At 33.8% G+C, this 18753-nt stretch carries 16 protein-coding genes and 1 pseudogene; 6 read left to right on the plus strand and 11 right to left on the minus strand.

Annotation, left to right across the window (positions count from 1 at the left end; genetic code table 11):
* Window positions 1–2 precede the first annotated feature (2 nt).
* Window positions 3–1019, minus strand: a complete 1017-nt coding sequence (locus ACEW8E_RS14450; protein WP_373481061.1) for a permease — start codon at window positions 1017–1019, stop codon at window positions 3–5.
* A gap of 93 nt (window positions 1020–1112) precedes the next feature.
* Window positions 1113–2336, minus strand: a complete 1224-nt coding sequence (glp, locus tag ACEW8E_RS14455; RefSeq protein ID WP_373481062.1) for a gephyrin-like molybdotransferase Glp — start codon at window positions 2334–2336, stop codon at window positions 1113–1115.
* Window positions 2337–2508: 172 nt separating this feature from the next.
* On the opposite strand from glp, the gene ACEW8E_RS14460 reads away from it, so the two are divergent.
* On the plus strand, window positions 2509–3756 hold the full coding sequence (locus tag ACEW8E_RS14460; protein WP_373481063.1) for a M16 family metallopeptidase: 1248 nt from the start codon (window positions 2509–2511) through the stop codon (window positions 3754–3756).
* A gap of 87 nt (window positions 3757–3843) precedes the next feature.
* Here ACEW8E_RS14460 and ACEW8E_RS14465 read toward each other — a convergent pair whose 3' ends face one another.
* Window positions 3844–4761, minus strand: coding sequence for an alpha/beta fold hydrolase (locus ACEW8E_RS14465; protein WP_373481064.1), 918 nt, complete (start codon window positions 4759–4761; stop codon window positions 3844–3846).
* A 131-nt stretch (window positions 4762–4892) separates the two neighbouring features.
* Between ACEW8E_RS14465 and ACEW8E_RS14470 the strand changes: the two genes are divergently transcribed.
* Window positions 4893–5333 carry a GNAT family N-acetyltransferase gene (locus ACEW8E_RS14470; protein WP_373481065.1) on the plus strand — a complete coding sequence of 147 codons (441 nt, stop codon included), beginning with the start codon at window positions 4893–4895 and terminating at the stop codon, window positions 5331–5333.
* A 179-nt stretch (window positions 5334–5512) separates the two neighbouring features.
* On the opposite strand, the gene ACEW8E_RS14475 is transcribed toward ACEW8E_RS14470, so the two are convergent.
* The 6 genes from ACEW8E_RS14475 to ACEW8E_RS14500 all read right to left on the minus strand — a co-directional run bounded on the left by ACEW8E_RS14475 (window position 5513) and on the right by ACEW8E_RS14500 (window position 10575).
* Window positions 5513–6598, minus strand: coding sequence for a 2OG-Fe(II) oxygenase (locus ACEW8E_RS14475; RefSeq protein WP_373481066.1), 1086 nt, complete (start codon window positions 6596–6598; stop codon window positions 5513–5515).
* 58 nt (window positions 6599–6656) lie between these two features.
* Complete coding sequence (locus tag ACEW8E_RS14480) at window positions 6657–7886, minus strand: tetratricopeptide repeat protein (RefSeq protein WP_373481067.1); 1230 nt, start codon at window positions 7884–7886, stop codon at window positions 6657–6659.
* 43 nt (window positions 7887–7929) lie between these two features.
* Window positions 7930–8352: a heavy metal-responsive transcriptional regulator gene (locus tag ACEW8E_RS14485; protein WP_373481068.1), complete on the minus strand. Its 423-nt coding sequence runs from the start codon at window positions 8350–8352 to the stop codon at window positions 7930–7932.
* On the minus strand, window positions 8352–8645 hold the full coding sequence (locus ACEW8E_RS14490) for a hypothetical protein (protein ID WP_373481069.1): 294 nt from the start codon (window positions 8643–8645) through the stop codon (window positions 8352–8354). Before ACEW8E_RS14490 ends, ACEW8E_RS14485 begins: the two co-directional genes overlap by 1 nt.
* A gap of 81 nt (window positions 8646–8726) precedes the next feature.
* Window positions 8727–9950 (minus strand): RNA-guided endonuclease InsQ/TnpB family protein, encoded by a 1224-nt coding sequence (locus ACEW8E_RS14495; protein WP_373481070.1) that lies wholly within the window; start codon window positions 9948–9950, stop codon window positions 8727–8729.
* A 175-nt stretch (window positions 9951–10125) separates the two neighbouring features.
* Window positions 10126–10575 (minus strand): ATP-dependent zinc protease, encoded by a 450-nt coding sequence (locus tag ACEW8E_RS14500; RefSeq protein WP_373481071.1) that lies wholly within the window; start codon window positions 10573–10575, stop codon window positions 10126–10128.
* A gap of 252 nt (window positions 10576–10827) precedes the next feature.
* Between ACEW8E_RS14500 and ACEW8E_RS14505 the strand changes: the two are divergent.
* The 3 genes and pseudogenes from ACEW8E_RS14505 to ACEW8E_RS14515 all read left to right on the plus strand — a co-directional run bounded on the left by ACEW8E_RS14505 (window position 10828) and on the right by ACEW8E_RS14515 (window position 13335).
* Window positions 10828–11702 (plus strand): annotated as a pseudogene (locus ACEW8E_RS14505) (response regulator).
* Between the two features lie 9 nt (window positions 11703–11711).
* Window positions 11712–11996, plus strand: a complete 285-nt coding sequence (locus tag ACEW8E_RS14510; protein WP_373481072.1) for a circadian clock KaiB family protein — start codon at window positions 11712–11714, stop codon at window positions 11994–11996.
* 121 nt (window positions 11997–12117) lie between these two features.
* A complete protein-coding gene (locus ACEW8E_RS14515; protein WP_373481073.1) occupies window positions 12118–13335 on the plus strand; it encodes a sensor histidine kinase in 1218 nt (405 codons plus the stop codon).
* Window positions 13336–13398: 63 nt separating this feature from the next.
* Here the strand turns inward: ACEW8E_RS14515 and ACEW8E_RS14520 are convergent, their stop codons facing one another.
* Window positions 13399–15402 (minus strand): NAD(P)H-quinone oxidoreductase subunit 5, encoded by a 2004-nt coding sequence (locus tag ACEW8E_RS14520; protein ID WP_373481074.1) that lies wholly within the window; start codon window positions 15400–15402, stop codon window positions 13399–13401.
* A gap of 101 nt (window positions 15403–15503) precedes the next feature.
* On the minus strand, window positions 15504–16865 hold the full coding sequence (ftsY, locus tag ACEW8E_RS14525; protein WP_373481075.1) for a signal recognition particle-docking protein FtsY: 1362 nt from the start codon (window positions 16863–16865) through the stop codon (window positions 15504–15506).
* Between the two features lie 299 nt (window positions 16866–17164).
* On the opposite strand from ftsY, the gene ffh reads away from it, so the two are divergent.
* Entirely contained in the window at window positions 17165–18583 is a 1419-nt protein-coding gene (gene ffh, locus ACEW8E_RS14530) for a signal recognition particle protein (protein ID WP_373481076.1), read from the plus strand.
* Window positions 18584–18753: the final 170 nt, after the last annotated feature.

Consider the following 18753-nt stretch of genomic DNA (forward strand, 5'->3'; position numbering starts at 1 on the left):
ATCTAATAAAAATAACTATAAGATAAGGTAAAAATAAAGGTTAATTGAGCGGCGATCGCCGTTAGATAAAGAATCATTCTGGGCTTAAAAATTGACAACATTAAACCAATAGACTTAATATCAATCATAGGGCCAAATACTAAAAAAGCGACTAAAGAAGAGGTTGTAAAAGTAGAAGCAAAGGATAAAATAAAGAAAGAATCCACAGTAGAACAAATAGAAACAACTGCGGCTAAAATCATCATTGCTACAATAGAAGTAATTGTACCTTGCCCTAAATTGAGGATAATTTCTCTAGGCACAAAAACTTGAATTGATGCGGCGATGGCACTACCTAAAATTAAAATTCCTCCTAATTCTCTTAACTCATATTGGACATTATTGATAAACAAATCCCATTTTTGCCATAAAGACAAACTATTATTATCCGTATCGTCAAGTAAACTTTGAGTCATTTTAATGGGTTTACCTTTTTCGCCAAGAATAAAACTACCAGATTGCAATAAACTATATTCTTTGATATTAATATTTTTTTCCTCCTTTTGACCTTCTATTAAAGCTGTCAAACGTTTTGCTAGTCTAGGTTTTAATAGAGGACGAGGATCAGATTGTAAACTAAAAATACAACCAATAGTAATAGCAATTGTCAAAGAAAAAATCATCCTTAACCAAACAATTTCTGGTTGTCCTCGAAAAGCAACATAAGTTGACCATAATACAATCGGATTAATTGTTGGTGCGGCGAAAAGGAAAGATACCGCAACGGAAGTTGGTAAACCTTTAAGCAAAAAACGACGAGCTACAGGTACGTTACCACATTCACAAACAGGAAAGAAAAAACCAAAAATACTGCCAATAATTGCACCAAGAAAAGGATTTTTAGGAAGTTTAGTAATTAATTTATTCTCATCCAAAAAGAAAATAAGACTACTAGATAGCAATACCCCTATTAACAGAAAAGGCATTGCTTCTACTAATAGACTGGTAAAAAGAGTAAAAGCGCTAGATATTTGATTCATAAAATACTATTAACCATAAGCAATTAATGTTGATTTTTGATGGTTAACTGATAATGGCAAAAACTATTATTGTCAACTTTCCATTGTTAATTGTCAATGGTTAACTAAAAGAATATCTACATCATCACCGATTTCGATTAAATTTGTACCCTGTGGAATAATAGCTAAGGCGTTAATATTTTGTAAATTAACTAAATTTCCTGAATTATGAGAACCTTGTGCTAGGGTAAACTGATAATATCCCTCCACAACTTTAACATTACCCCAAACATAGTTTTCTCGATTACCTTGAGATCTTAAGTGATTACGAGTGATACCTTTAACAATAGAAGGATAGCGATAATTTTTTTTTCCTGACAATTTTTCCATAGCAGTTTGTAAAAAACGCCAACAAGTCACCATTGTCGAGACAGGATTTCCCGGAATACCAAAATATAATTTATCTTGGTCAAAAGTTGCTATGGTTAAAGGTTTACCCGGCTTCATTTTTACTCCTTTAACGTGAAATTTACCTCCTAATTTTCGTAAAACTTCATCAACATAATCATAATCACCCACGGAAACGCCACCAGTAGAAATTACCCAATCAGCTTTATTTAAGGCATTAGCAATGACATTTTCTAAAAACAGAGGATTATCAGCAATGATACCTAAAGGTAAAGGAATACCGCCATTTTGTTGAATAAAACTAGCTAATAAATATTGATTTGAGTCTATGATTTTACCTTTTACCATAGATTCATCTGGAGTTATTAATTCATCCCCCGTAGAAAGAATTGCAATAATTGGCGATCGCACAACAGGAACTTGTAAACATTGAGCAGTAGCTAAAATAGCCATTTCGGGGGGATTAAGTTTACTACCAGAGGATAATAAAAAATCACCAGCCCGATAAAAAGAGCCTTTATAGCGGACAAAATCATTTTTGAGGGGGGGGGTGAAAATATCAACTTGACAACCTTCTGATTGAGTATTTTCTTGAATAACGATGGTATCAGCACCTAGTGGTAAAATTGCCCCAGTAAAAATTCGAGCAGTTTCTCCAGATAAAATAGTTTTTTGTGGACAATATCCAGCAGGAATTTCCTCTACTATATTTAACGAAACTGGGGAATCCTCACTAGCCATAAAGACATCCTGAAATTTAACAGCATAGCCATCCATAGCGGAATTATCGTCATAAGGAAAATCAAAATTAGAAGAAATATTGTCCGCTAAAATCCGATTAGTAGCTTGAGGTAAAGGTATAAATTCCTTATCAGTGAGAGGCTTAACTAAATCAAGGATAATTTTTTCAACTTCGGTAACACTCAACATAGTTAATAATGAATAATGAATAATGAATAGTTAACAATAACTTTTTTTGTGAAGTTAGGAGATAAGAGATAGGAAAAATACTGATAAATCAAGGTGTAAATCATTGACTTTTTGTTTATTCCCTTTTTTCATTAATAATTGATTAAAATATATTTTTTATAATTTATCGTCAGTGAAACAAAATCAAAAACATATTCAAAAAACTACATTAAATAACGGTATTACCTTAATAGTTACAGAAAATCCCACCACAGAAATAATTGCGGGGAAAATTTTTTTACGTCATGCAGGTAGTTTATGGGAATCAACTCATCAGGCAGGAGTTTTTCATCTTCTAGCTAGTGTAATGTCAAAAGGGACGAATAAATTATCATCCCTAGAAATTGCTGAAAAAGTAGAATCTATGGGAGCATTATTAAGTATAGACACCTCTAGTGATTATTTTCTAGTGAGTATGAAAACTATCACCGATGATTTTACAGAAATATTCAACTTAGCCGCAGAAATCCTGCGTTTTCCTTCATTTCCCGAAAAAGAAATCGAATTAGAGAAAAAAATTACCCTACAAAACTTATTATCTCAAAAAGAACAACCTTTTAATGTTGCTTTTAGTCAACTAAGAGAGATGATTTATGGACAACATCCTTACAGTTTCTCAACATTAGGTACAGAAAAAACTATACAAGATTTAACCATTGCAGACTTAAAATATTATCATGAAAAGCATTTTCGACCTGACAACTTAATTATTAGTTTAGCAGGAAAAATTAATCTTGATCAAGCTATTTCTATGGTGGAAAAAACTTTTGGAGACTGGAAAACCTCATCAACTCCTACCACCGAAATAAATCCTTATCCTCTCTATCCTCAAAGTAGCTATAAAAAAATAGAGCAATCAAACCAACAAACTATAATCATGATGGGATATTTAGCACCAGAAATGAAACATCCTGATTATGCCACTTTAAAATTATTAACCACTTATCTAGGTAATGGATTATCTAGTCGTTTGTTTGTAGAATTAAGAGAAAAACGAGGATTAGCCTATGATGTATCATCTTTTTATCCCACAAGACTTGATAAATCTCAATTTGTAGTTTATATGGGAACTTCTCCTGATAATACAGAAATTGGTAAAGAAGGATTATACAATGAAGTTAAGCGATTAAGAGAAGAAAAACTGAGCTTAGAAGAGCTAAAAACCACTAAAAACAAACTTTTAGGACAATATGCCCTAGGAAAGCAAACAAACGGCGAATTTGCCCAAATTTTTGGGTGGTATGAAACTTTAGGTTTAGGCGTTGAATATGACACAATTTTCCCTCAACAAATCACTAATGTTACCCTTGAAGATATACAAAGAGTCGCCAATGATTATTTTCAAGACGATTTTCTTTGTACATCTATTGTGGGTGACTAGAAAATGCCCCCAGCCCCAACTTTGGGGAGAGAATAAGTTAATGAATTAAAGTCTCCAGAATTGGGGATTTAGGGGCGTATCCCAACATCAATTAAACTTCCCCAGAATTGGGGATTTAGAGGCGTATTTGCCTTCAGAATTATTTAACCATTGAGCTAACAATTGATGAAATAAATCTGGGGATTCATCATGAAGACAATGCCCTAAATTATCTAATAGTTTTAGTTCAATTTTAGGATTAGTTTTTGCTAATTCTTCCGCTAAAGTAGGGGGAATTAATTTATCACTTTTTCCCCATAATAATAATATCGGAATATTAATTTTTTTAAGTAATTCTTCAGCCGATAATGAGTAATCACTAACAGATTTAGTTAAGGCTATTAAAGCACGAGCAGCGCCATTATCTTGGGGTGGAAGACTAATAATATTGACTAATTCATCATCAACATTAGTATGATTAATATAAGCAACTTTTAAACAACGACGAATAATATTAGGTTGACGTGCCACTAAAAAAATTAAACGGATAAGTATAGGAGAAGCTACTAAATTTTCTATGGTTTTAATGAAGGGGAAAATTTTTGCAGGAATTAATTTTTGTCGTGCCGCTATATCAGGTAAACTTAACATAACTAAACCTTTAGCTATTATGGGATATTTAGCTACTGTATTTAAGGCAATTAATGAACCAATAGAATTACCAATAACAATGCAAGGTTTATTAATAAAAACATTCCAAAAATCATAAACTAATTGTGACCATAATTCAATACCATAGTTAGTATAGGCTTTTTTTGATGCCCCAAAACCCAGTAAATCAATGGCATAAACCGTATGATTTTGACTTAAAACGGGGATGTTATGTCGCCAATGTCCTAAAGATGCACCAAAACCGTGTAAAAGTATTATAGGTATATCCTTCGATTTATTTTCTAAAACTACTCTTTGAAAACTATAATGAATATGCCATCCGTGCCAAATCCAATCTCTTTCGTTGCCTTTCATAAGAATATAGTTAGTTTTTTGAAAAAATCTATTTTAAATTTTGTTTATATTTGATAAATTTATCATAATCTAATTATCTGTAAATGTGCTTTTTTTACAGAAGAAAAAATAGTTATTTAATCTAATAAAATATGACAAATAATGTTTTAATAAAAGCCGTTAGTTTTGATTCTCAAGAATATTATCAAGCTAGAGAAATTCGAGAAAAATATCTACGTCTTCCCCTTAGAATTATTTTCACCGATGAAGATTTAGAAATTGATCGCTATAGTTATCATTTCGTAGCTTATAATGAACAAAATATGATTGTTGGTTGTGTTTTAGGTATAAGAGAAAATCACCAAGTAAAAATTAGACAAATGTTAGTTATTCCTGAATATCAAAAAAAAGGAATTGGTAGTTTATTGTTAAATAAAATTGAAGAATTTTTCTATAATTTAGGTATTAATCATTTCTATCTCCATGGGCGTAAAGAAAGCATTATATTTTATCAAAAAAATGGCTATATTTTCGCAGGGAATTCTTTTATAGAAGTAGGAATACCTCATCAACGAGGGGATAAATTTTATTAATGAAAAAGTATTTTAATGTCTTTATTAGTTATTATTTAACCTAGTTTATTTGTGTAATTTATCTGATTATAATTATGATAACAAGAATTTTTATTGATTAATCTTAACTGTTTAATTCGGGTTTCTTGAATAAATAGAAACTCTTTTAAAATCAAGGATTGAGAAATATAAAACAATCCCTAATTAATAAGAAATTTTTGGTTTTCTTCTCTTATTTTTGCGGCATCATCATCATATAAAAATGGTAAAGTAGCATAGCGAATACCTTTTGTTACTGGTGTTGCTTCATGTAATAACGAGCAAGAAAATACCACAGCACCTCCTGTAGGCGCACGATAGGTTTTTCTACCAAATTCAGGAAAACGTAAGTCTCCTCCTTCATATTCTTCTGTATTAAGATTTATTGTTACCGCAAAACGACGATGGGCGGTGGCTTTGGTGGTATTATCTCGATGAGGGCGGAAAAATCCCCCTGATTCACTATCATAACAAGCAACTATATAACGTTCAATACGAGTTACATTATAGTTAAATGCTTTTTTTATTTCAGGAAGTAATCTTCTGATTAAACAACTTCTAATATAACTTTTAATTTCTTCTGACTCTATATTGTAATCTTGACGACGTTTAAAACTATTATTAATTATTCCAATAGTGTTACCATTTTTCTCTCTCATGAATCCTGATTCACTACCACCATTTTCGTGATATAACTTAATCAGTTTTTGACAAAATTCTGGTTCAAATACACGGGGTACGATTAAAATAGGAGCAGATAAAGGTACTTGTGCATAATCATCAATGAAGGGTAATGTATTAATTATTTTACTTACAATAGAGTTATGAACATCTGGATCAATAAGTGGTATATTAGCAATTACTCGTAATGATGGATCAAGAATCAGGGTAAAAGGATGATATAGAATATTACCATCTTGAAATTCTAACGCCCCATATTGTTTACTAACTTGTAAATCAAAATCCCAAAAAAAACGAATACCGGGCATCATTTCTTGAATACGATTTAATTCTCTGTCTTTAGGATCAACACTAACACCAAAAAAGCAGAAATCACTATCATTAAATTTCCATCGCATCTGTTGACAGAAAAAAGACACCGCTTTTACACTACTTTCTGCTGTCATGGATGCAAAAAAACATATTACTACATAACGACCGCCAACGGTGCTAAAGTTATAATTAGAGTTGCTAGTACTATTACATTGAAACCAAGGTACTGGATCACCTACTAGAAATCTATTCATTTCAAGTATTTTGCTACTTTCTTTCTATAGATCAAAAAAATTATTTGACAATTATAACTTACATAGAGAGAAATTCCTCATTTTCCACTAATTCTATGGCTATATCTAATAATTCTTGTTTTAACTCTTTAGCAATTTCTGGATTTTGTTGTTTATGTAAACTATAGGCTTTTTGAAAGGCTTTGATACTCTCCTCGATTTCCCCTTGTTTATATAATAATACTCCTAAATTTTGATATGCCCAAGGATAATTTGTGTCAAGTTTGATGGCGTTTTGATATGCGTCTATGGCTTTAAAATTACGCCCCATTGCTCGATAAGATAACCCTAGATTATAGTAAGCTAAGGCAAAATTTGGCTCAATTTTTAAACACTCTTGATATAGTTTAATAGCGTTATGGAAATCCTGCCCTTGATAACATAAACTACCGAAGTTATGATAAGCGCCTAATTTCAGTTTTGCTAATATCGGTTGTGTCATAGCTTTTTGATAATGTTTTACTGCCATTTCCCATTGTTTTTCTTTAACTAAAGCATTGGCTAGATGGTAGTGCAACTCAAATAATGTCGCAGTGGTAGCTAAATTCGATTTTAAGCCCGTCTTAAGCAATTTTATACCTTTTTTGGTGTCTCCTAATTCCAGATATAAAGCACCTAATTTACTGCACACATAAGCATCATTAGGATTTTGACTTAAATAAGATTCCATGGCTTTTTTTGCCCGTTTTGCTTTATCTTGAGAAGCGATAATTTCTGGTTGATAACCATAATGTTTGATGGCAATTTCTGGTAAATCCACAATACGCCAATGAGTTTCTTGTTTTTGTAAAGATAACACCGCATCATCAATTAAAGCATGATAGGGGCGAGAAAATTTGATGTCGGGGTGTTTCCGAAATAAACGAGATAATTGAGAATAAGGGGAAGAAAGTGCGCCAATTTCGTGACGAATTAAATTAACCACAAGATTCTCTTTTTCCTTAATCACTTGCTGAATATAAGGAATAATCACAGGGTTTAAAACTTCATCGGCATCTAACACTAAAACCCATTCGGTATTGACATATTCTAGGGCATAATTTCGAGCCAACGCAAAATTTTCCTGCCATGAATAATCATAGACTTTTGCCCCAAAACTATAAGCGATTTCCTTCGTGTTGTCCGTTGAACCTGTATCCACTATAATCATTTCATCCACAAAATCTTTAACGCTATGGAGACAATCGCTGAGGTTATGTGCCTCGTTTTTGACAATCATGGAAAGAGTGATATTGCTATGGATAGTCATGGGATAAGTCTTAATTATTGATATTACATTAATAATCTAATTGCTAATGGTTAATTATATTTGGGCAAATACTTTTTTTCAAACTTTCTTGGGAGGAAAAGTCTTGCCATCCTGATAAAATACCTTTTAATTCTATTTGTAATATATTTAATTCTTCTATTTGATGTTTAATATTCTCTAATTTATCTACTAACAATTGTTTTATCATTCCACAAGGAATTTTACCTTCATCATGTACTGTTAAGATCTCTTTTATCTGTTTTAAGTTTAATCCTAAACTTTGCGCACGGCGAATAAAATTTAAGCGATTGATAACCGAGGGAGTAAATAAGCGATAACCAGAAGCATTGCGAGACAAATGAGGAGAAAGTAAACCTAAATCGCCATAATAACGGATAGTTTTCACTGGTAAACCGCTATTAAAGGCTACTTGTCCAATTTTTAAGGTTTCAAACTCTGTTACCATTACGATAAATAATCCCGTTTTCTTTTGAGAGGCGGTAAAGGAGTTAAATCACTGGTGCTAGGATTAAGATAACGTTGAGGAGTATTGAAAGTAAAGGCTTTTTTTGTTTTTTGTATTTGTAACCATCGCATCCAACCGCCGATGATAACTAACAACATCCCTAATGATAGCAAACTCCACCGCTGACTAAAACCCCCTAACATGGCATCCATTACCCCAAAGGTGAAAATAAACGCCGATATTTTCTCTTGACGATATATTAATTTCAATTTTCGAGCTAATGTAACATTCATCTAGTTTTTAAGTGTTTAACTATATATTTTCTATTTTATCTTAATTGACATTCGCCCCGACCTGAAGGTACGGGGATTCTCTCATTGCTGGGAAAGCTTCCTCTTTCGACGAGTTCCCTTACCAATTTCTATTGCTAGAGGAGAGCAGAGGGGATTCTCTTCAGAGGCGTTGATTTCCGTGTGCCCCACGGTATTTGCTAATTGACGGAGTCCTTTTTGCAAAATATTATTAGACGCATTACCATCACGAGTGTCTTTGTGTCCGCAATGAGGGCAGTCATGAGTTCTAGTGCTTAAAGTTTTAGGGACAATCTGATGACACTGACTGCATTCTTGAGAAGTGAAATGAGGTGCAACAGCGATAACAGGTACACCATAGATTTTTCCAAAATATTCTAGCCACTGACGGAATAGACTCCATGACACATCGCTAATTGATTTGCTTAGTTTACGATTCTTTACCATATTCTTCACTTGAAGATCCTCCATCGCTACAAGATCGCTAGATTTGATGACGTGTTGGGCTAATTTGCATACCCAATCGTTACGTCTGCGACTGACCTTCAAGTGAGCTTTACCTAATTTTCTCCTAGCTTTCGCTCTATTTTTACTACCTTTTTGGGTACGGGATAAACGGCGGTTGAGCTTTTTGAGCTTCTTCTCGTCTTTGCGTAGGAATCTAGGATTTTCTACTCTTTCACCTTGAGAATCCGTATAAAAATTTTCTAGGTTTACATCGATACCTCGCTGAATCCCCGTTAATTCCTTGTCGATGTGACGAGTATGATCAATAACGAACTGACAATAATACCCATCGCATCGACGAACTACTCTGACCCGCTTAATTTGCTCTAGTTGATAATAGTGCAAATTACGACTACCCCACATTCTGAAGGTACCCGCCTTAAATCCATCGGTGAAAGTGATAGATTTTCGATCTTCTGAGAGCTTGTATCCTGTGGTTTTATACTCCACCGAATCTCTCGTGGTATGTTTTTTATATTTTGGGAAGCCTTTTTTGCCCTTTATTCCTTTTTGACAGTTGCGATAAAATCTCTCAATACCAGCCCAAGCCCTTTCAGCATGAGCTTGTCTCGCCATTGAATTTAATTGTTTTGCCCAAGGGAATTCGGGATTGTCTGCCAACGTTTTGCAGTATTTGTATGCGTCATTACGACTTTTGATAACTCCATCCATCCATCCACGCACAATGCTATTACGAACAAAACGACCACTACGAATAGCATTGTCTAGCCTTTCGTATTGCTTGTTTGTTCCCTCTAACTTTGCTTCGTAGATGATCATGAGTTATCTTTTTCGTTGACGATAATATCTTAGCGTCTTGAGTGGATTTTGACAAGAGAAAGAAGGAAAGAGGGAAATATAGAAATATAGAAATATAGAAAAGTCGCCCTGAAGTGCAAGGCTTTCAACCCAAAAAAAACTTCGGTAAATTAATAATTCCGTTCAAATATCAAGGTTAATGAAGAAAAGATTTAGTACAATCAATCAGAAAACGTTTTTTGATGGCTTGTCTTCCTAATAACATTCTAAAACCCATGACATCACGATTAGTTAAAGTTAACTCAATATTCCACTGATAATCTCCTAATTGTATAGGAGTAACGATTACTGGTCGAAGTTGAGTATGTCCTCCTGAATTAGTAACATGACGATATTCTAATAATGGTGCAACACAATGAATAGTTGTATGAGTTTCTCTTTGGATAGGATGGACTTCAAATTTTACCATCTCTAGGCTTTTTTCTTTATAGGTATGAATATGAAGAGCGTGTATAGCGGATGTCCTAGCACCAGTGTCAATTTTAACTTTAATTTTGTCAATGTTTAATATCGGTAATGTTAAATATTCTCGCCAACCAATTAAGGGTAATTCTTTCTTTTCATGTTTTATTTTGTTTTTAACCATATTTTTTTAAATATTACTTAATTGTCTTCAGTAATATTAAGCTAAAAAGTGTTTGATTCTCATAATTTATGGCGTTTTAAGAAAATAAAATACTATCAAAATATTTTTTTCTAATAATTAATAAATATGAAAAGGTCTGTAATATGGTAACTTAGAAACAGTTTATTTATTTTTCTAATCAAAGTTGACATTAACTCCTGAAAGTACTAAAAAAGTCTTTATTTGTTGATTAAATTTTGCACCCCTCGAAATATGCTCAATTGTGTCTATGAAATTCTATTAGTAGAGGATGATGCTATTAATGCGCAACTAATTCAAAGTTTATTATCTGATTCTCATAGTTGTGTTTTAGCGGAAGGATTATCTTTTGATTTATGTTTAGTAGAAAATTTAACTGCTGCTTTAGATATTCTTAAACAGAAAGATTTTGATGTAATTTTACTAGATTTAACTTTACCCGATGGCAAAGGTATTCAATCATTATTAAAAATTAAAGAAATTGCCCCAGATATTCCTATAATTGTAGAAACGGATATTCAGCACGAAACACTTGTAGTTCGAGCATTTCAAATGGGTGCTAATGGTTATCTACAGAAAAAACATTTAGATGCCAACTCCTTAATTTATGCAATTCGTATTGCTATTGAGAGACAACAATACATTAATAAAGTTTCCCTGCAACAACAAGAAAAAGAATTTGCTAGTCTTGAAAATTTAGCTAATGCCATTAAACCTAGCATCACAGCGAGAATGTTTGCCTTGCCTCAGAGGCATTAAAAGAGTGTATTCCCGAGGTATTTGCTGATTTAACCACAAAATATGGCCAATTATTAGACTTAGCCTTAGAAGAAAGAGCTTTTAAAGTAGATTACAATGTTTCTGAAGAGTTACGATCTCTGGCGGCAAAATTAGGTTTTTTTAAAGCTAGTCCACGAGATATAGTTGATATTCATACTAAAGCCCTTAAAATAAAAAGTAAGAATGTAAATTTAGCAAAAGTTCAAGCTTATGTTGATGAAGGTCGGTTAAGATTATTAGAGTTGATGGGTTATTTAACTTCTTATTATCGTAAGTACTATATTGGCATTAATAATCTTAACGTTTTTTTTCCTTCTGACTCTGAGTAAATTTAATCCATGAGTAACTATTTATTACGACTATATATTACTGGTAATTCTCTTAATTCTCAACGGGCCATCGCAAATCTGTTAAAATTGTGCAAAGAAGAGTTAAACAATCAATATAAAGTAGAAATTATTGATGTATTAGAAGAACCACATCGTGCGGAAAGGGAGAAAATTTTAGTAACACCCACTTTAATTAAGCAATTACCACCACCATTACAAAGAATTATTGGGGATTTATCTAATAAAGAAAGAGTTATTTATGGATTAGATTTAATTGCTAAAAATCCTGATTAAATCAAGATCAAAAATAGTTTATGACTAATAAATAATTACTAAGAGACAACTATCACTTTCGTTAATTTTTAAATATAAAATAAATTGCTAATAAAAATTTAGAGTTAAGAAATAATCTATTATGAATAATGATGAAGATGTTAAAGTTAGTAAAGAGTTTATTAGTCTTTGTGAATCACAATTAAACCTAATTTTACAGAGTTTTTTAGTACAAGAAAGTGCTATTTATTTAACAACTTCAATGAATAATGAAACTCCAAAACTGATTCCGATTTTAGTTTATCCAAATTCCCCTTCTTCTCCATTTAATTCTTTAGCATTTTTACCCTCATCATCTTTTGAAGAAACATTAAATGAGTCTTTTCAACCAGAAGAAATAACCAGTTATCCTCCTAATTCAAAAGCACCTTATCAACTGATATTACCCTTAATTTATCAAGATTTAGTATTAGGTTTATTAGCAATAAAAAGAAACAAGTTTCCTTGGCAAAAAAATGAAATTGTACAAATAAAAGAAATTGCTCAAACAATTAGTTTAGCTCGTATTATCGAACAAAAACAACAATTAACACAGATAAAATTAAATCGATTAGAAAAATTAAGAATATTAGAAAATAATCACATTGAGGACTTTTTACATCAACTTCGTAACCCTTTAACGGCTATTCGTACTTTTGGAAAATTGCTCTTAAAACGTTTATTAAATGATGAACCCAACTACAAAGTTTCAGAAAGTATTATTAGAGAAAGTGACAGACTAAAAGATTTAATAACAGATTTTAATGAACAATGGGAAGGATTTAATAATAATGAAATTTTACCATTAAATACCAGTTTTTTCTTAACAGAAAAGATTGAAAATTTAGAAAAATTTGAGATTCAAGAAATAATTAATCCATTAATTTTAAGTATTCAAGCCATTGCGGATGAAAAAAATATCCAAATATTAACAGAGATTAATCGTAATTTATCATTAATTATCACTAATAAAAAAGCCTTGGGAGAAATTCTGAATAATTTATTAGAAAATGCGGTTAAATATACTCCTATAAATGGTAAAATTTTATTAGAAACTAATCAAAATGAATTAGAACTTATCATCAAAATTAGTGATACTGGTTATGGTATTCCTGAAGAAGAACAACAACATATATTTGAAAGACATTATCGAGGTATTCAAAGTCAAAGTTCAATTTCTGGTAGTGGTTTAGGTTTAGCCATTGTCAAAGAATTATGTGATCAAATAGGTATTAAAATTAGTTTAATTAGCCCTTTTTATTGGATAAAAAATCAACAATATCAAGGTACACAATTTTCCTTATTTATTCCTTTATCTTAAATCAAAAAGAAACAAAAATTTTGGTGGGCATTGCCCACCCTACGGGTTTAAAAAGTACCCATGTTAACTAATAACGGTAAATGCGATGGCAAAGCCTAATACTGCGGCAAAAACAATTAGTGCGTAAAATTGCACTCTTCCATTTTCGAGGTATTTTAAGCCTTCGCCACTGATGATGGTTACTAAACCAGTTAAATTCACTGCACCATCGACTACTTTATAGTCAACTTCCATGATGCCACGAGCAATACGGCGACATCCTTGCACAAATACTTTATCGTAAAACTCGTCAAAGTACCATTTATTTAAGGAAAGCTCATATAAGGGTTGAATTTTAATGGCGATCGCTTTGTAGTCAATTTTACCTTGTAAGTAACATAAAGAGGCGATGGTGATACCAATTAAAGCGATACCGACAGAATTTCCACCCATAATTAAAAACTCGTTTAAGTCAAAATGATGAGCAACTTCGGTAACTTCATTAGGATTTCCGATAAATTCTTCAAAACGATTATTCCAAGGCATACCAAGTAAACCGATGAAAACCGAAGGAATGGCTAACATCATCAAAGGGAAAGTCATGGTTAAAGGAGATTCATGGGGTTTTTCGCCGTGATGCCCTTCACCACTTAAGGTAATACCAGCTTTTTGTAATAATTCTTCTTGAATTTTATGATCTTTACCTCGGAAACCGCCTTCAAAGGTCATAAAATACATTCTAAACATATAAAATGCCGTTAAACCAGCCGTTAACCAACCCACTAACCATAAAACAGGATTTGCTTCAAAGGCTAACCCTAGAATCTCATCTTTTGACCAAAATCCAGCAAAAGGAGGAATACCACAAATAGCAAGAGTGCCGATGAGAAAGCAAGAGGAAGTAATAGGCATATATTTGCGTAAATTACCCATTAATCTCATATCTTGCGCTAAAACTGGCTCATGGCCTACAACTTCTTCCATGCCGTGAATAACTGAACCTGAGCATAAGAATAACATAGCTTTGAAGTAAGCATGAGTCATCAGGTGAAATAATCCTGCACTATAGGCGCCAATACCCATAGCCATCACCATATAACCTAACTGGGAAATGGTGGAGTAAGCTAAACCTTTTTTGATGTCATTTTGAGTTATGGCTATGGTAGCACCAAGAAAAGCAGTAAAACAACCAGTCCATGAAATCAAAGTCATTACTTCTGGAATCGGCTCAAATACGGGATACATCCGAGCGATTAAAAATACCCCAGCAGCTACCATTGTCGCCGCATGAATTAAAGCTGAGATGGGAGTAGGCCCTTCCATAGCGTCAGGCAACCATACATGAAGGGGAAATTGGGCTGATTTTGCTACAGGTCCTAAAAAGACCAAAACCGCAAATAACGCCGCTAACCACCCAGCAACTTGCCCTGAGAACACTAACTCATGAAGGCGATCGCCCATAGGGATAAATTCAAAAGTGCCAGTAGCCCAATATAAGCCAAGCATACCAAGCAATAAGCCAAAATCCCCAACCCTGTTGACGACAAAGGCTTTTTGACAGGCATCGGCGGCGGGTTTGCGATCATACCAGAAACCGATGAGTAAATATGAACATACCCCTACCAATTCCCAGAAGATATATACTTGTACTAAGTTAGGACTAATAACTAAACCTAACATAGAAGCACTAAAGATACTCAGATAGGCATAAAAACGGACATAACCGTCATCATGGGCCATGTAACCATCAGTGTAGATCATTACCAATAAGGCAACGGTAGTTACAATAACGAGCATTAAAGAGCTAAGATGATCGATAGTGTAGCCCATATTTAGACTAAAATCTCCAGCTCTAGCCCATTCTATCATGGTGGTGTAGGGTGCGTGTCCTTGCCATTGACTCCAAAAAAGAGCGATGGACATAGTTAGACAAACCCCTAAAGTAGAGATAATAAAAATAGAGTTAATTTGTCGTAATTTGTTAGTAGCTTGATTAAAAGAAATTAAGCCGATACCAACTATCATTGAAGAGAGTAGAGGTAGTGCTGGGATTAACCAAGCATATTCATATAACTTTAAACTATCCATCCTAATTATTGTCTAATTTATTCATAACGTTTTAATTGTGACATAGGTTGATGAAGAATGAACAATTAGGAATTAGAAATTAGGAGATAGTTAACAATAGATTAAGCAGATAATAAAGCCTCCACAAATTCATAACTAGAAAAAGGGCGTAAATCTTCAATACCTTCTCCTGCGCCTATAAAACGAATGGGTAAATTTAATTGCTGAGATACTGCAAGGGCAACACCACCTTTAGCTGTGCCATCTAATTTAGTTAAAACTACTCCTGTTAACCCTGCCGCTTCGGAGAATACTTGAGCTTGTTTGAGTCCATTTTGTCCTAAGGTAGCATCTAACACTAATAAAGACTCAATATGGGCATTTACAGCTTTTTTATCGATAATGCGACGAATTTTGGCTAATTCTTCCATTAAGTTCTTTTTATTCTGTAATCTTCCTGCGGTATCTATTAATAACAAATTTGCCTCCCTAGCTATAGCGGCATTAATACCGTCAAATACTACCGCCGCAGGATCTGTATTTTGTCCTTGATTAGAAATTACAGGAGTGTTAGTTCTTTCTCCCCAAACCTTAACTTGCTCAACGGCAGCCGCTCGAAAGGTATCTGCCGCTGCGATAACGCATTTATACCCTGATGTTTGTGCTAAATGAGCTAATTTACCGATGGTAGTGGTTTTTCCTGCACCGTTAACCCCTGTTAATAACCAAATGTTAAGTTTTCCTTCTTCTGGCTCAAATTCAGTTTTCGTTAATTTTTTGAGAGGCTCGTCTAATACTGATTGTAATATCTCTTTCAAATAGGCGATAGCTTCTTCTGGGGGTAAGGCTTCCTCTTTGAGTTTATTTTGTAAAGTATTGATAATATGGTCTGTAGCTTGAATACCCACATCGGCACTTAATAACATCGCCTCAATTTCCATTACCGCCTCTTGATTGAGAGGCCCTTGTCCTACAACAGATTTTAGCTGATTGATTAAATTACGACGAGTTTTACCTAAGCCTTGACGTAGTTTTTTAAGCCAAATAAACTCATCTTCGGACACATCATCGGGTAATCGCCCTTGATTAGCTAAAACTTGAGCTGACCATAAGAAATCTTCATCTAGCTCTTGTTCAGGCTCAATTGCTGTTTCTTTTAATATATCAAGACGATCAGACTTTTGCAACCAAGCTGGGATGTTTTCCGTGTCAGATATTTCTTGAGTTACCGTTTCAAATTCGGTAACAGGAGTTTGAGTTTTTGTATCATCTTCTTGTATCTCCGTAGCTGATTCAGTTATAACCTCTAAAGTAGGGGAGACTTGTTTTTGTTTTTGAATATTCGCAAAAGCCGCTTTTGCCCATTCCAAAGAGGCAGTGTCAGTGACTTCCTCAATTTTTTCTTCTTCAACGATGGAAGGAGTTTCTACTATTTCAGGGGTGACAGGATTATTTTCTTTCTTACGACGAAACCAATTAAACATATAAGGTTATGATTATTATTTTATTAATATTTCTTACTTTATCTTATTTTTTGATCTCTCATAGGCAATTTGTTGCCTCTTAACTCCCCGTTTCCTTTCTAATTCCTAACTCCCCGTTTCCTTTCTAATTCCTAACTCCCCGTTTCCTTTCTAATTCCTAACTCCCCGTTTCCTTTCCAATTCCCTCACCAAAAAACTTTTTCAGCAAACCCTAATTACGGTGGCGTAATCCTTTAAAATATTGATTTATAAGTGATAAATTGGTATTTTTAAAATTTTAAATATAGATTAAGTTAATTATGTTTGATGCTTTAGCAGAACGTTTAGAAGATACATGGAAAAAGTTACGAGGTCAAGGTAAAATTAGTCAGTCTAACATTCAAGATGCACTGCAAGAAGTTAGACGAGCTTTATTAGAAGCAGATGTTAATTTTCAGGTAGTTAAAAGTTTTGTAGGGGAAATAGAGAAAAAAGCCCTAGGTGCGGAAGTTATTTCTGGGGTAAATCCACAACAACAGTTTATCAAAATTGTTTATGATGAGTTGGTGAAGGTGATGGGAGAAAGTAATGTTCCTTTAGCTTCATCGAATACACCGCCGACAGTTATCTTAATGGCTGGTTTACAAGGTGCAGGTAAAACTACCGCTACAGCAAAACTGGCGTTATATTTACAAAAACAAAAACGTAGTTGTTTAATGGTGGCTACAGACGTTTATCGCCCTGCGGCTATTGATCAATTAATTACATTAGGTAATCAAATCAAGATTCCCGTTTTTGAGCTGGGAAAAGAAGCTAATCCTGTGGAAATTGCCCGTCAAGGGATTGCCAAAGCTAAAGAAGAAGGTATCGATACCGTAATTGTTGACACTGCTGGACGATTACAAATTGATCAAGATATGATGGCAGAGTTAGCCCAAATCAAAGAAGTGGTAAAACCCCATGAAATTCTTTTGGTGGTGGACTCCATGACAGGGCAAGAAGCCGCTAATGTTACTCGTACTTTTCATGAGCAAATCGGCATTACTGGGGCAATTTTGACGAAAATGGATGGTGATAGTCGTGGTGGTGCGGCGTTATCTGTAAGGACAATTTCAGGGCAACCTATTAAGTTTATCGGGGTTGGGGAAAAAGTTGAAGCCTTAGAGCCTTTTTATCCTGAGCGTATGGCTTCTCGTATTCTTAATATGGGAGATATTGTAACTCTGGTGGAAAAAGCCCAAGAAGAGTTAGACATCGCCGATGTGGAGAAAATGCAGAAAAAAATGATGGAGGCGAAGTTTGATTTTAATGATTTTATCAAACAAATGCGTCTATTAAAGAATATGGGTTCTTTTGCAGGGGTAATGAAATTAATTCCGGGTATGAATAAACTTGGTGCTGGAGCATTAGAACAAGGTGAAGTTCAATTGAAACGGACTGAATCAATGATTAATTCCATGACGAAAGAGGAAAAAGAAAACCCTCAATTATTGGCTCAGTCACCTAGTCGTCGTCGTCGTGTAGCTAAAGGCTCAGGGCTTCAGGAAAAAGACGTTTCCCGTTTGGTTAGTGATTTTACTCGTATGCGTACCATGATGCAACAAATGGCAACAGGAGGAGGAATGCCCGGTATGGGAGGCTTATTTGGGGGCAATGCACCTCGCCCCGGCTCTCGGAATCAACCTGTAGCTAAAAAAGCGAAAAAAGTCAAGAAAAAAAGAGGCTTCTCTGATTTATAAATCTTGAGATGGAGGAAATAAGAATAGTAATTTAAGTAGGGTTTGCTGAATAAATCAGAAAGCTATTAAAATCAAGGCTTGGGGCATCGTTAAGTTAATAAAAAAGTGCGTAGTTTTAGGCATTTTTGCTCAAAAAACAGGGTAGTATTATACAGTTACAAACTCTAATT

This window comes from Geminocystis sp. (genome assembly GCF_041753295.1).
Classification (GTDB): domain Bacteria; phylum Cyanobacteriota; class Cyanobacteriia; order Cyanobacteriales; family Cyanobacteriaceae; genus Geminocystis.

Excerpts from the sequence above, each read along its gene's own strand:
- ACEW8E_RS14475 (WP_373481066.1), bottom strand. The coding sequence starts at position 6,598 with ATGAATAGATTTCTAGTAGGTGATCCAGTACCTTGGTTTCAATGTAAT.
- ftsY (WP_373481075.1), bottom strand. The coding sequence starts at position 16,865 with ATGTTTAATTGGTTTCGTCGTAAGAAAGAAAATAATCCTGTCACCCCT.
- ACEW8E_RS14520 (WP_373481074.1), bottom strand. The coding sequence starts at position 15,402 with ATGGATAGTTTAAAGTTATATGAATATGCTTGGTTAATCCCAGCACTA.
- ACEW8E_RS14495 (WP_373481070.1), bottom strand. The coding sequence starts at position 9,950 with ATGATCATCTACGAAGCAAAGTTAGAGGGAACAAACAAGCAATACGAA.
- ACEW8E_RS14490 (WP_373481069.1), bottom strand. The coding sequence starts at position 8,645 with ATGAATGTTACATTAGCTCGAAAATTGAAATTAATATATCGTCAAGAG.
- ACEW8E_RS14470 (WP_373481065.1), top strand. The coding sequence starts at position 4,893 with ATGACAAATAATGTTTTAATAAAAGCCGTTAGTTTTGATTCTCAAGAA.
- ACEW8E_RS14485 (WP_373481068.1), bottom strand. The coding sequence starts at position 8,352 with ATGGTAACAGAGTTTGAAACCTTAAAAATTGGACAAGTAGCCTTTAAT.
- ACEW8E_RS14515 (WP_373481073.1), top strand. The coding sequence starts at position 12,118 with ATGAATAATGATGAAGATGTTAAAGTTAGTAAAGAGTTTATTAGTCTT.
- ACEW8E_RS14510 (WP_373481072.1), top strand. The coding sequence starts at position 11,712 with ATGAGTAACTATTTATTACGACTATATATTACTGGTAATTCTCTTAAT.
- ACEW8E_RS14450 (WP_373481061.1), bottom strand. The coding sequence starts at position 1,019 with ATGAATCAAATATCTAGCGCTTTTACTCTTTTTACCAGTCTATTAGTA.
- ACEW8E_RS14500 (WP_373481071.1), bottom strand. The coding sequence starts at position 10,575 with ATGGTTAAAAACAAAATAAAACATGAAAAGAAAGAATTACCCTTAATT.
- ACEW8E_RS14465 (WP_373481064.1), bottom strand. The coding sequence starts at position 4,761 with ATGAAAGGCAACGAAAGAGATTGGATTTGGCACGGATGGCATATTCAT.
- ACEW8E_RS14480 (WP_373481067.1), bottom strand. The coding sequence starts at position 7,886 with ATGACTATCCATAGCAATATCACTCTTTCCATGATTGTCAAAAACGAG.
- glp (WP_373481062.1), bottom strand. The coding sequence starts at position 2,336 with ATGTTGAGTGTTACCGAAGTTGAAAAAATTATCCTTGATTTAGTTAAG.
- ffh (WP_373481076.1), top strand. The coding sequence starts at position 17,165 with ATGTTTGATGCTTTAGCAGAACGTTTAGAAGATACATGGAAAAAGTTA.